Annotated in this window: 10 protein-coding genes; 4 read left to right on the top strand and 6 right to left on the bottom strand. The window is 69.2% G+C overall.

Annotated elements, in window-relative coordinates:
- Positions 1–16 precede the first annotated feature (16 nt).
- On the bottom strand, positions 17–223 hold the full coding sequence (locus CBQ26_RS12270) for an FmdB family zinc ribbon protein (protein WP_088248922.1): 207 nt from the start codon (positions 221–223) through the stop codon (positions 17–19).
- 545 nt (positions 224–768) lie between these two features.
- On the opposite strand from CBQ26_RS12270, the gene glmS reads away from it, so the two are divergent.
- The gene (glmS, locus tag CBQ26_RS12265; RefSeq protein WP_088248953.1) at positions 769–2,589 is read left to right on the top strand and encodes a glutamine--fructose-6-phosphate transaminase (isomerizing); all 1,821 of its coding nucleotides are present in this window, start codon (positions 769–771) and stop codon (positions 2,587–2,589) included.
- Between the two features lie 63 nt (positions 2,590–2,652).
- On the opposite strand, the gene CBQ26_RS12260 is transcribed toward glmS, so the two are convergent.
- The 4 genes from CBQ26_RS12260 to CBQ26_RS12245 form a co-directional block, all read right to left on the bottom strand.
- Entirely contained in the window at positions 2,653–4,323 is a 1,671-nt protein-coding gene (locus CBQ26_RS12260; protein ID WP_088248921.1) for a C1 family peptidase, read from the bottom strand.
- A 142-nt stretch (positions 4,324–4,465) separates the two neighbouring features.
- Positions 4,466–4,948: a hypothetical protein gene (locus CBQ26_RS12255; protein WP_088248920.1), complete on the bottom strand. Its 483-nt coding sequence runs from the start codon at positions 4,946–4,948 to the stop codon at positions 4,466–4,468.
- Positions 4,949–5,076: 128 nt separating this feature from the next.
- On the bottom strand, positions 5,077–6,306 hold the full coding sequence (gene odhB, locus CBQ26_RS12250; RefSeq protein ID WP_088248919.1) for a 2-oxoglutarate dehydrogenase complex dihydrolipoyllysine-residue succinyltransferase: 1,230 nt from the start codon (positions 6,304–6,306) through the stop codon (positions 5,077–5,079).
- 142 nt (positions 6,307–6,448) lie between these two features.
- Positions 6,449–9,295 carry a 2-oxoglutarate dehydrogenase E1 component gene (locus tag CBQ26_RS12245; protein ID WP_088248918.1) on the bottom strand — a complete coding sequence of 949 codons (2,847 nt, stop codon included), beginning with the start codon at positions 9,293–9,295 and terminating at the stop codon, positions 6,449–6,451.
- A gap of 177 nt (positions 9,296–9,472) precedes the next feature.
- Here CBQ26_RS12245 and CBQ26_RS12240 point away from each other — a divergent pair, with 177 nt between their 5' ends.
- The 3 genes from CBQ26_RS12240 (at position 9,473) to CBQ26_RS12230 (ending at position 12,258) form a co-directional block, all read left to right on the top strand.
- Positions 9,473–10,363, top strand: a complete 891-nt coding sequence (locus CBQ26_RS12240) for an SMP-30/gluconolactonase/LRE family protein (RefSeq protein WP_088248917.1) — start codon at positions 9,473–9,475, stop codon at positions 10,361–10,363.
- Positions 10,364–10,530: 167 nt separating this feature from the next.
- Positions 10,531–10,782 (top strand): hypothetical protein, encoded by a 252-nt coding sequence (locus CBQ26_RS12235; RefSeq protein ID WP_088248916.1) that lies wholly within the window; start codon positions 10,531–10,533, stop codon positions 10,780–10,782.
- 54 nt (positions 10,783–10,836) lie between these two features.
- A complete protein-coding gene (locus tag CBQ26_RS12230) occupies positions 10,837–12,258 on the top strand; it encodes a serine hydrolase (RefSeq protein WP_088248915.1) in 1,422 nt (473 codons plus the stop codon).
- 103 nt (positions 12,259–12,361) lie between these two features.
- Here the strand turns inward: CBQ26_RS12230 and CBQ26_RS12225 are convergent.
- Positions 12,362–13,031, bottom strand: a 670-nt coding sequence (locus CBQ26_RS12225) for an IS66 family transposase (RefSeq protein WP_143342093.1), incomplete at its 5' end; no start/stop codon positions are given.

The following is a 13,031-nucleotide window of genomic DNA, read 5'->3' as shown; positions in this document are numbered from 1 at the left end:
GGGGCGCGTTCGGGGGTCACTCGCCGCCGCCGCCCTCGCCGCCCTTGGGACGGGAATCGGTCACGTAGAACCCGCTGCCCTTGAAGGCAATGCCGGGCCGCGCCAGGACGCGTTTGACCGGCGCGCCCGTCTCGGGGTGCGCGGTGTACGCCTCGTCACGCATGCTCTGCTGCAGCTCGTAGATCTCGCCGGTTTCGATGTTCTTGTACAGGTAGGTGGGCATGATGGTTTTTCCGTGTCCTTCTGGTCTGGTGCGTCGCTGTGGGTCCGTCGATCGCTCGGGGTGGCGCCGTGGGGCCGCGGTGCGCCCGGTGGCGGTCCTGCGGGCCGAACACCCTGCTTCTGGACGCCGGGCACGTCCGCGCCCATCCTAGCAAGGACCGCCGGGCGGCATGTCCGGCCGTCTGGGCGGCGCGTTGAGCGTTCCTTCCGGTTGCGCCGCCCGGAGTCCGGATGAGTCACGTACTCAGGTGACGCACGGCCGGTCCCGACGCGCTATGCTGCGGAGCGAACCGATGGTGTCCGGTTCACGCAAACAGGGCAGCGCAAGGCCCCCGCACGCGGGGGAGACGAGGTGGAGGTCAGCGAGCAATCTGCGGATGCCTCCAGAGCGCGCGTCGGCGCCTACCCGCCGCCCCCACGCCGGGGCGGGAAGCGCGGCGATAACCCCCACGGCAACGTGGGCATAAGGCCGCGCACGACGCACCACAAAACCAGAAGACAGACACCCCCGCCCGGCCTCCGCGCCGCCGGCGGGATGGAGTGACCATGTGTGGAATCGTTGGATACATCGGCCCGCGTCAGGCCCAGGAAGTGCTGATCTCCGGCCTCGCCAAACTCGAGTACCGCGGCTACGACAGCGCGGGCATCGCCGTGCATGACGGCGCGCAGATCGAGGTGAAGAAGAAGGCCGGGAAACTCGCCAACCTCAGCACGCTGCTCGAGGGCCAGCCCATGGGCGGCTCGCTGGGCATCGGGCACACCCGCTGGGCCACGCACGGCCTGCCGAACGACACGAACGCGCACCCGCACGCCACCGAGGACGGCCGCATCGTGATCATCCACAACGGCATCATCGAGAACTACCTGCCCCTGAAAGAGGGCCTGATGAGCCGCGGGCACGAGTTCAAGAGCGAGACCGACAGCGAGGTGCTGGCCCACCTGATCGAGGAAGCCTACGCGGGCAACCTGGAAGAAGCGGTCCGGGCCGCGCTGGCGCAGGTGCGCGGCGCGTACGGGATCGTGGTCACGCACGTCGACCACCGCGAGATCGTCGCGGCCCGCACCGTCAGCCCGCTCGTGATGGGCGTCGGCGAGGGCGAGATGTTCCTGGCGTCCGACGTGCCCGCCCTGCTGGCCTACACCCGCAACATGGTGTTCCTGCACGACGGCGACATGGTCGTCCTGAACGACGACGGCTTCCGCGTCATGGACCTTCAGGGCAACCCCCAGGAACGCACCATCGAGCACATCGAATGGGACGCCGAGGCCGCCGAGAAGGGCGGGTACGACACGTACATGCTCAAGGAGATCTACGAGCAGCCCCAGGCGCTGACCAACACCCTGATCGGCCGCCTGCACGACGAGACCGGCGAGGTGAACCTCGACATCGACCTCGACCCCGGCTCGTTCAAGCGCATCTCCATCATCGCGTGCGGCACCGCCTTCTACGCCGGACTGGTCGGCGAGTACCTCATCGAGCAGCTCGCCCGCATTCCCGTCGAGGTGGACGTCGCCAGCGAGTACCGCTACCGCGACCCCCTGGTCAGCGAGAACACCCTGGCCATCGTCGTGTCCCAGAGCGGCGAGACCATCGACACCCTGGAGGCGCTGCGCGAGGCGAAGAAGTTCGGCGCGAAGACCCTCGGCGTGATCAACGCCAAGGGCTCCTCCATGACCCGCGAACTGGACGACACGCTGTACATCCACGCGGGCCCCGAGATCGGCGTCGCCAGCACCAAGGCGTACACCAGCATGGTCAGCGCGTTCCTGATGCTGGCCCTGTGGCTGGGCCGCGCCCGTGGCACCCTCAGCGCCGAGCAGGGCGCCGAACTCCTGAAGGCCGCCCGCGAACTGCCCCGCCTCGTCGAGGACGCCCTGGCCCCCGAACGCGTGGCGCGCATCAAGGAAGTCGCCGAGAAGTACGCCCTGGCCCGCGACTACCTGTTCCTCGGGCGCGGCGTGAACAGCCCCACCGCCTACGAGGGCGCCCTGAAACTCAAGGAGATCAGCTACATCCACGCCGAGGCGTACGCGGCCGGCGAGATGAAGCACGGCCCCATCGCCCTGATCGACGAGAAACTGCCGGTCGCGGTGATCGCCACCGAGAGCCGCCTGCTGGAAAAGACCATCAGCAACGTGCAGGAAGTCCGCGCCCGCGCCGGGAAGGTCATCCTGTTCCTCAGTGACGGCGACACCGAGAACGCCCGCCACGGCGACGACGTCATCTACGTCCCCCGCGCCCACGAGATGGTCAGCCCCGTCGTGAACGCCGTCGCCATGCAGCTCCTGGCGTACTTCACCGCCACCGCGCTGGGCAAGGACGTGGACAAACCCCGCAACCTCGCCAAGAGCGTCACGGTCGAGTAACGACCCACCAGCAGCAGGGGGCCGCAGCGCGACTGGCTGCGGCCCCCTGCTTCTACCCTGCGTTCAGAATCCGGCCATGTCGCTGGCGACGGCTCCGGCGCGCAGGTTGTACACGCCGTTCGTCTCGCGGTCCATGAAGGTGTCGGGCAGGTAGGCGTACCCGCCGTCCCCGAAGCCGCAACTCCAGGAGTTCTTGATCACGAAGTACCCGGTGGGGAGCGTCATCTTCACGTTGACCAGTCCGGCGATCTTCGTGTCGAAGGTCTGCGTGCCGGTGTTCACGTACCCGACGATGTGAACGGCGTGCCCGCCGCGTACGTTCTGGCCCATGCGGGTGGTGTCGGGCAGGCCGCTGGCGCCGACACTGTCGAACGCGCCGTCCACCGTGAAGCCCAGGATCAGCTGGTCGCCCCGGTCGATCATCTGCCTCAGCATGGCGCGGCGGTAGGCGCGGGTGGCGTCGGCATTCCCGAGGTTCAGGTTGCCCAGCGCCACCCAGACCTCGTTGCCCTGGGTGGGCCGGAAGTTGAACGCGGCGTTCGGGGCGATGTCCCACTCGGGTTTCCATGCGCAGTTGTTCGTGCCGCTCTGGCAGACCAGTTGCGCCTGCGCGGTGGTGTCGCTGCACGCCTGATCGGCGTAATTCACGCAGGAGTTCTTGAAGGCCGTGATGGGCTGCTGGGGGTTGGCGGGCACGCGCACGCGGCTGCGGGACGGGTTGTACTTCCAGCGGACCTCGGTGGGCAGCATGCGCTGGCGGGCGATGGCGTCGTTGAAATCGCCCCAGCCGGCGCCGTCGCCCAGCACGCCGTCGTCGCCGCGCAGCCAGTAGTACGCGTACTGCTCGGACAGGTTGAAGGTGATCTTCTTGCGCCGCGCGATCAGGCTTTCCAGCGCGGAGGTGTACGCGAAGGCCATGCAGGTGCCCCGGCGCCCCTGGTCCTTGATGGTGGTGATCTGGTCGATGGCGTTGCCGCGCATCTGGCCGAACAGGGCGCTGGTGGGCGTGAACCGGCACGCGCCGTCACTGGGGTTGCTGACGAACCCGTCCCCGAGTTCCCCGCCCGGCTGCGAAGGCTTGGGCGGCGCGAGGCGCGTCTGCAGGCGGTTCAGGGCGGCGGTGTTCAGGGCAGCGACGTTGATGCGGCTGTTCGCGGCGAGCGTCACGCCGCTCAGGGAGTCCTGGGACAGGAACTCGCGCGGGACGGGATTCTGGTCGTTCAGACCGAAGGACCCGAGGATCTCGGCGCGGTTGCGGTCGGCGCCCGCCTCGGCCTGCGCCACACTGACGGCCACGGTGTCCTGCCCGAACAGCAGCACCTCGCGGTTCTCACCGCCGCGCAGGGTGACGGTGGCGGGCACGGTCAGGCCGCGCGGGAGGCTCAGCGTGGTGCGGGCGATGTCGGCGCGCAGTTCGGTCGAGCGGGCCAGGGTGCCCACGACGTCCAGGCTGCGGCGCACCTCGGCGTCACGGGCTTGGATGCGGGCGGGCAGGTCGGTCAGGTTCAGTTGCAGGGCGTTCGGGGCTTTCAGGGTCTGCTGGAACACCTGCGGGTCCACGCGCAGCACGTTCAGGTCCAGGTTCGCGATCTGTACCGGTTGCAGCGTCAGATTCTTGAAGTTCAGGTTGACGGTGTTCTGCGCGTGCGCGCCTCCCAGCGCGGCGCACAGGGTCAGCAGGGTCAGGCGGCGGGCAGCGTGGTGGGCAGGGCGGGCAGGGCGGTGCTTATTCATGCTGGTCTCCCTGAAAACCGTTGCCGCTGATCCGTCTGCGCGGGGGCGGCGGGTTCTCGTGGGTGTAGTTCACCACCGGCCCCATGATCGGCCCGTGATCGCCCGGCCCGCCCGGCGTGACCGATCACGGCTCCGCCCCGAATCAGCGTGCCGGGGTGAGGGGCCGGTCCTGCGCCAGCCACAGCCGCAGCGCGCACACGCTCAGCAGGGCGCCCAGCGGGAAAGGCACGCCGTTCAGGTCCATGCGGACATCCACGCCGCGCGTGAACGACCCCAGCCGTCCGCGCACCTCGCCGTCGTAGTGGCGCAGCGTCACGTCATGCCCCTCCGTGAAACTCCCGTACCGGCCGGCCGCGCCGTCCGCCGTGAAGTTCAGGGCGACGTCCACGCCGTCCGTCACGCCGCCCAGCCGCACGCGCATCACGCCCGCCTCGATCGCGGCGCGCAGGTCGAAACCCTGCGTGAAACTGCCCACGCGGCCCGCCAGTCCCGGCGCCTCCAGCCACACCTGCACGTCCGTGCCCGCCGTGAAGCTCCCCACCCGCGCCGTCAGCCGCGTTCCGTCCCACTGGCCCTGCACGGTCAATGCGTTCGTCAATCCGCCCAGGCGGCCCTCTAGACTCATGCGCCACAGGGTACCCCACGCCCTCTGGCAGAAGCCTCACTGTGGGGAGGCGTGAACAGTGAACAGTTGATGGTTGATAGAGGGGGTGTCCCTTCCATCAACCATCAACTGTCAACCATCGACGCTGCTTACAGTTCCAGCAGCATCCGCGCCGGGTCTTCCAGCAGGTTCTTGATGGTCACGAGGAACTGCACGGCTTCCTTGCCGTCGATGATGCGGTGGTCGTAGCTCAGGGCGATGTACATCATGGGGGCGATCACGACCTGCCCGTTCTGCGCGATGGGCCGCTCGATGATGTTGTGCATACCCAGGATGGCGCTCTGCGGGGCGTTGATGATCGGGGTGCTCATCATGGAGCCGAAGGTGCCGCCGTTCGTGATGCTGAACGTGCCGCCGCTCATGTCTTCCAGGGTCAGTTTGCCGGCCTTGGCTTTCTGCGCGAAGCCGCCGATGGCCTTCTCGATCCCGGCGAGGCTCATCTGGTCGGTGTCACGCAGGATCGGCACGACCAGCCCACGGTCAGACGCGACCGCGATGCCGATGTCGTAGAAGCCGTGGTAGATGATGTCCTTGCCGTCCACGCTGGCGTTCACGACCGGGAAGGCCTTCAGCGCCTCGGTGGCGGCGCGCACGAACAGGCTCATGAAGCCCAGTTTCACGCCGTGCTTGGTCACGAACTGATCCTGGTACTTCTTGCGCAGGTCCATGGCGGGCTGCATGTTCACCTCGTTGAAGGTGGTCAGCAGGGCCGCCGTGTTCTGCACTTCCTTCAGGCGCTCGCTGATGCGCTGACGGATGCGGGTCATGGGCACGCGCTGCTCGGGGCGCGCGCCGGCCGGGACCGCCACGGCCGCCTGGGCAGCGGGCTGGCTCGCCTGCTGGCCCACGGCGCCCAGCGCGTCGGCCTTGGTGATGTTGCCCTTCGGGCCGGTCGCGGGAATCTGCGCGGGGTTCAGGCCGTTCTCGACGACCACCTTGCGCACGGCGGGCGACAGGTCGTCGCGGCGGGTCGCCTCGTGGCCCAGCCCGGCGCTGTCGGGCTGCGCGGCGGTGCCGCCCGCGCTGGCCTCGTTGGCGATGGGACCGCTGACCGTCTCCTGCGCGGCCGGGGCGGGCGCGCTGCCCGCATCCCCGACCACGCCGAGCGTCTCCTCGCTGAGGACCGTGTCGCCCTCCTGCTTGGCGATGCTGACCAGCACGCCGTCCTGCAACGCCGTGACCTCCAGCACCACCTTGTCAGTCTCGATCTCGGCCAGCACCTCGCCGCGCTTCACGGTGTCGCCGGGCTTCTTGTGCCACGTCAGCAGCGTACCCTCGCTGACCGACTCGGAAAAAACAGGAACTTTGATGTCCGCCATAACGCCCTCAGTTATACCCCCTCGGGGGCTGTGACTGGGCTGGGGACGCACCCCGCACCCCCGCCGGCCACCCGGACATGAACGCCCCCCGGCACCTGCGTGGGCACCGGGGGGCGTGACGTTCCGTGACGGGGGGCGGCGTTCAGCCCTGCTGCTCGGCCGTCTCGGCGAGTTCCTTCTGGTCCTCGACCACGGCGCGGTCCAGTTTCTCGCCCAGCGCGTCCGCGATGACCTTCGCCTGCTCGCGTGCGTGCACGCTGGCGTACCCGGCGGCGGTGCTGGCGCTGCGCGGACGGGTGGCGCTGCTCAGGGTCTGACCCGGCGCCAGGACCTTCTCCAGGTCCTCCCAGATCATCAGCCACGCCCCCTGGTTCTCGGGTTCTTCCTGCGCCCACACGACCTGCGCGCCGGGGTGGCGGGCCAGTTCGGCGGCCAGCGCCTCGGCGGGGAAGGGGTACAGTTGCTCCAGGCGGACCAGGGCCGTCCCGGCATACCCTTCGGCGTCGGCGTTGCGGGCGTCCACCAGTTCCCAGTGCAGTTTGCCGCTGCTGATGACCACGCGGCGGGCGCCCGTCACCTCGGCGTCCCCGATGACCTCGCAGAAGCGGCCGTCCGTCAGGTCGGACAGGGGGCTCATGGCGGCCTTGTTGCGCAGCAGGCTCTTGGGCGTCATGACGATCAGCGGCTTGCGGTACGGGCGCAGCACCTGACGGCGCAGCAGGTGGAAGATCTGCGCGGCGCTTGAAGGCACCACGACCTGCATGTTCTTCTGCGCGCACAGCTGCAAGTAGCGTTCCAGGCGGGCGCTGGAGTGCTCGGGACCGGCGCCCTCGTACCCGTGCGGGAGCAGCAGCGTCAGGCCGCTCAGGCGCTGCCACTTGCTCTCACCGGCCGACAGGAACTGGTCGATGACCGCCTGCGCGCCGTTCGCGAAGTCCCCGAACTGCGCTTCCCAGGCGATCAGCGCGTTCGGTTCGCTCGTCGAGTACCCGTACTCGAAGGCCATGACGGCCTCCTCGGACAGCGTGGAGTCGATGACCTCGACCTTGCCCTGCCCGTCCCGCAGGTGCGCCAGCGCCATGTACTCCTCGTTCATGGGGTCCTGGCCGTCCTGGTCGTGCAGGACCGCGTGACGGTGCACGAACGTGCCGCGCCCGCTGTCCTGACCGACCAGCCGCACGCCGTACCCCTCGTCCAGCAGGGTCGCGTAGGCCAGCATCTCGCCCATGCCCCAGTCGAGCGGCTGCTCGCCCCGGGCCATCGCCTGACGCGGCTTGATCACGGTCCGTTCGATGGTCCGGTGAACCCGGAAGCCCTCCGGCACCGACGCCAGCTTCGCGCCCAGCTCGCCCAGCTTCTCGGCACTGACGGCCGTGGATACCTCGTCCTGCCAGCGGGTGTTCGTGTAGGCGGACCAGTCCACCGCCAGCTTGCTCTGCGCGAGGTTCTCCATCTCGGTCACGACCGGCTCGGCGCGGTCCAGGCGGTCACGGTACTCCTCGACCAGCCGGTCCCCCTCGCCGGGTTGCAGGACGCCCGCCTGCTCCAGACGCGCCGCGTACAGCGACCGCGTGCCCGGATGCTTGTCGATCTCGCGGTACATGATCGGCTGCGTCATGCGCGGCTCGTCGCCCTCGTTGTGCCCATTGCGGCGGAAGCAGATCAGGTCCACGAACACGTCCTTGCCGAACTCCTGACGGTACGCGAGCGCCAGATCCCCCGCGAACGCCACCGCCTCGGGATCGTCGCCGTTCACGTGCAGCACGGGCGCGTTCGCGATCTTCGCCACGTCCGTGCAGTAACGGCTGCTGCGCGTGTCGCGCGGGTCGCTGATCGTGAAGCCCACCTGGTTGTTGATCACGATCCGCACCGCGCCGCCCGTCGCGAAGCCACGCAGGCGCGACAGGTTCAGGGTCTCCATGACCACGCCCTGCCCGCTGACGGCCGCGTCGCCGTGAACGGTGATGGGCAGCACGCTGCGGCGCGACTCGTCACCCCGGCGGTCCTGGCGGGCGCGGACGCTGCCGTGCACGACCGGCGCGACGATCTCCAGGTGGCTGGGGTTGAACGCCAGCGCCAGGTGCATCGGGCCGCCCGGCGTGCGCACGTCGCTGGAGTACCCCATGTGGTACTTCACGTCGCCCGCCACGTCCGGATCGTCGCTGATCTTCTTCTTGCCGTCGAACTCGTCGAACAGCACGCTCGCGGGCTTCCCGAAGATGTTCACCAGGGTGTTCAGGCGGCCGCGGTGCGCCATGCCGATCACGACTTCCTTCACGCCCTGCGCCCCGGCCTGCTGGATCACGCGGTCGAGCAGCGTGATGAAGCTCTCGCCGCCCTCCAGCCCGAACCGCTTGACGCCCGGATACTTGTTCTTCAGGTACAGTTCCAGGCCCTCGGCGGCGTTCAGCTTGGACATGAACCGGCGGCGTTCCTCCGCCGAGTACGCCCCGCGCCCCCGGTTGGCCTCCACCCGCGCCTGGAACCACGCGCGCTCGTTAGCGGGCAGGTAGTTGAACTCGAACCCGATCGGACCGCAGTACGTGTCGTGCAGCTGCGCGATCACGTCCCGCAGCGGCCCGCTGAACGGCCCGTCCTGAACGTGCTCGCTCAGGTCCGCGCCCGACAGCCCGTAGTACTCGGGCGTCAGTTCCGGCACGACCGGCAGACCACGGATGGACAGCGGGTTCGTCCGGGCGCTGATGTGCCCGTACACCCGGTACGCCGTGATGAGCGCCCCGGCCGCCTGCTGCGCCCCGCTGACCCCCTGCGGGGCCGGCACCACCGCGCCGCCCCGGCGCTGCGTGCCCAGCTCGTAGAACGCCTGCTGAATGGCGGAATGAGGTGTCTCCTGCGCTCCACCCCGAAGTTCATCGAAGTAGGAACGCCACTCGGGATCCACACTCTGCGGGTCAGCCAGGTACGCCTCGTACAGGCCCTCGATAAAGGCCGCGTTCCCACCCGACATGATCGTCTGCGACTGCGTCATAACGCCTCAGCATACCGCCCCCCGCGCGGCGCATTGGCATCCGCACCCACCGGAATTTGTTCCCGCGTGCGTAACCGCCCGCCCCGCCCGCCTGGACGGCCGACATGGGCAGCTGACATGGGCACCCGTTCACACGACCCCCACCCACCCCGGCCCGCCACACGCCACCATGAACGCATGACCCTGCACCCCGCCCTTCAGGCCACCCACCCGGACTTTCACACGCTGTTCCCCGGCGACGCCGCCCCCGAACAGCTCGGCAGCGGCCACACCTGGACCGAGGGCCCCACCTACGTCCCCGCCCGGCAACGCGTGATCTACAGCGACGTCCGCCAGAACCGCACCTGGGCATACACCGACGCCGGAGATCTGCTGGAGGAACTGAACCCCAGCGACTACCAGAACGGCCACACCCTGGACGCCCTGGGCCGCCTGATCGCCTGTTCACACGGCCAGCGCGCCCTGCTGCGCCAGGAACACGACGGCAGCTGGACCACCCTGGCCACCCACTTCGAGGGCGGGCGCTTCAACTCCCCGAACGACGTCGTGCAGCACCCCGACGGCAGCCTGTGGTTCACCGACCCCACCTACGGCCTGGACAAACCCGAGGAGGGCGGACGCGGCGAACCCATGGAAATCCCCGGCCGCTGGGTGTTCCGCCTGGCCCCCGACGGCACCCTGACCGCCCCCATCCGCGACCGGCACAAACCCAACGGACTGGCCTTCGCCAGCGCCGACACGCTGCTGCTGGCCGATACCGGAGAGAACCCCGGCACGTACCGCTACCGCGTCACCCCCCACGGCGAGGCCACCCTGGAAGGCCTGCACTTCACGGTCAGCCCCGGCAAGACCGACGGCCTGCGCCTGGACGAACAGGGCCGCATCTGGAGCAGCGCCGCCGACGGCGTGCACGTCCTCACCCCGGACGGACAGCTGCTGGGCCGTATCCTGTTCCCCGAGACGGTCAGCAACGTCGCCTTCGGCGGCCCCGACGGCACGACCCTGTTCGTCACCGCCAGCAGCGGCTTCTGGCGCGTCCCCACCACCACCCGCGCCCTGACGCTGTAATACGGACTCGGAGAGCTGCTCCGCAGAGTGGGAGAGAAACGCCCCTCCGGACGTGGAGCCGGCAGGGGCGGTGAAGTTCCGGATTGTTGGCGAAACAAACGGCAGTCCGTATAAGCCCGCTACCCCCGCCCCACGACGGACCCGCGCCGCACCGCATACACTGGGTCATGCAACTCCTGTCCCGCCTCGCCCTGGCCGTAGGTCTGATCCTGCTCGTCGCCGCCGCCGTCCTGCTGGGCAAGGACGTGATCGATATCAACCAGCTGCACGCCGTGGCCAACGCCAACCGCAGCACCAACTTCCCCAGCCCCCTGAACAACGTCCTGATCACCGCCGCCCTCGCCGCGCTGGGCGGCCTGATCACCGGCCTGGGCCTTGGCCTGTCCCGCACCCGCCGCGCCCCCCGCACCCCCCACTGACCCGGCTCCCACCGGAGCCACTGGAGGGGCGGGCGCGTGCCATCATGCCCCCCCATGCCCACGCTGCCCCCCAGCCCGGCCCGCCGCCTGACTCCCCTGGCCCTGACCGTTCTGCTGCTGCTGGGCGGCGCCCACGCCGTCCCCGCCGTGCAGGGCGCGTGGCACGGCGGGTTCTACCGCCTGACCCTGACCGGCCTGGACGCCCGTGACGGCACGGTCCGCTGGATGCCCGGCGGGACCGGCGCGGACCTGAAGTTCAGCGCGGCGCTGCCCACCCTGACCCGCACGGTGCCCACCGCGCAGGACCAGATCCAGATCCGCGTGCAGGACAAAGACATTCAGATCCGCAGCGCACAGGGCCGCCCCCTGCGCGTGAACCTGACGCCCGTCCGCGCGGGCGTGGAAGGCCCCACGCGCTTCACCGCCATCGACGTGTACCCCGAGGACGCCTGGACGACCTACGAGCCCGTGCCCGTCACGCCCTGCCGCGCGCCCGCCCCGGCGCCGGAACTGCCGTACCAGCCGCCCGCCTTCGCCAGCGGCCCGGTCGGGTTCTACCTCGCGCAGATCGACCCGCGCACCGGCACGCCCCTGCGCGTCATCGCCAACGACCCGGATAGCCTGTACCCGCTGGCGAGCACCTTCAAACAGATCGTCCTGTGGGGCACCCTGCGCGACGTGACGGCCGGACGCCTGACCCTGAACACCCGCCTGAGCGTCACCGAGGCCAACCGCAGCATCGAGGCGTACCAGCCCGGCGCGCGCACCGTGCAGAACCTCGCCACGCAGGCCATCGTGCAGAGCGAGAACACCGCCAGCGACGTCCTGCACCTGCGCTACGGCCCCGACCGCCTCCAGACCCTCGTGACCGCGCAGGGCGCGTGCCACACCCGCGTGAACACCACCACCAAGGCGTGGTGGGCCGCGCAGGCCGGACTCCTCCAGGAGCTCTACGGCCCCGACGTGAACACCGGCGCGCAGCAGACCTTCACCCTCCCACCCGCCGAGGAAGCCCAGACCCGCGCCCGCGCCGTGCAGCAGACGCAGACCCTGAACGCCGACCGTCTCCTCGATGACCTCGACCGCGCGTTCTTCAGTCCCACCTACCACCCGCAGACCGAGGTGTACCTGCAGAACCGCAGCACCCCCCGCGAATGGGCCACGCTGCTCACCCGCATGTACCTCGACCCCAGCCTCAATGCCACCAACCGAGCGTTCCTGCGCGACACCCTCGCCAGAGGATGCTGCCGCGCCAAGGACCCCGGCGTCGCCTACTGGGGCAGCAAGGCGGGCAGCGGCTGGCGGAACGTCACCATGAGCGGCCTGCTCAGCCTGACCGGCGGGCAGACCTTCGTGTACGCCTACTTCAACCCCGGCTCGGACGTCATGGACAGCCTGCTGATCGAAGAGCAACTGCCGGACATTGCCCGGTACGTCCTGGAGAACGCCAAACGACTCGCCCGCAGCACCCCCTGAACCCAACCGGGGGAACGGTGTCGCGGGTGGACCCCTCATACGGGTTCCGTTTATTTCGCCGACAGTCTGTGATTAGCGGTCGGCCGAAAGGTCAAGCGCCCAGTCAGCGCATCAGGCTGGTCAGGACCGCGATGGGGTCCTGACCGCGCAACCGCGCGGTCTCCACGGTGGACTTGATCCGCATGTACGTCTGCGCACCCACCGCGTTCTTGCTGCACTGCGAGACCTTCCTCGCCATCACCACCGTCCGCAGGCTCCGTTCCGCTGCGTTGTTCGTCGGTGGAATGTCCGGGTCCTTCAGGAACCGCCACAACCGGTCCAGCACGCTCTGCTTCAGGATTCCCAGTCGGAGTCGCTCGTTTGCCTTCGACTTCAGTGGTGCCCGGTTCAGCAGGGCGTCCAGACGCAGGGTGAGTTCCTCACCCTGCTGCGCATACTCCTCTCGCGTACAGACCCCGGTCGTCACCTCCCGGTGCAGTCGGATGCCGTCCCGGAACACCTGCGCAACCCGTTGCCCGTACAGCTCTCCCCGCCCGGGTTGCCGCTGGAGAACAGCGGCGACCTCATCCGCGTTGCGGATCAGGTGCGCCAGGCACTTCTGCTGCCGGACGTCCTGCAGGAAGCGGCTGTCGTACGAGGAGAAGCGGTCACTGATCAGCACGCCGGCGAAGTTGTGCCCCAGGCCTTCCCGGACTTCCACGTTCGTATGCCGCAGGTTCGCGCGGAACAACACGGTGTCCGCGCTACGGAACGTCCCCACCCAGGCGTTCTGA

The organism is Deinococcus indicus (assembly GCF_002198095.1).
In the GTDB taxonomy this organism is placed as follows: Bacteria; Deinococcota; Deinococci; order Deinococcales; family Deinococcaceae; genus Deinococcus; species Deinococcus caeni.
The sequence above is the reverse complement of the archived record's forward strand: the minus strand, read 5'-3'. Positions and strand labels throughout refer to the sequence as shown.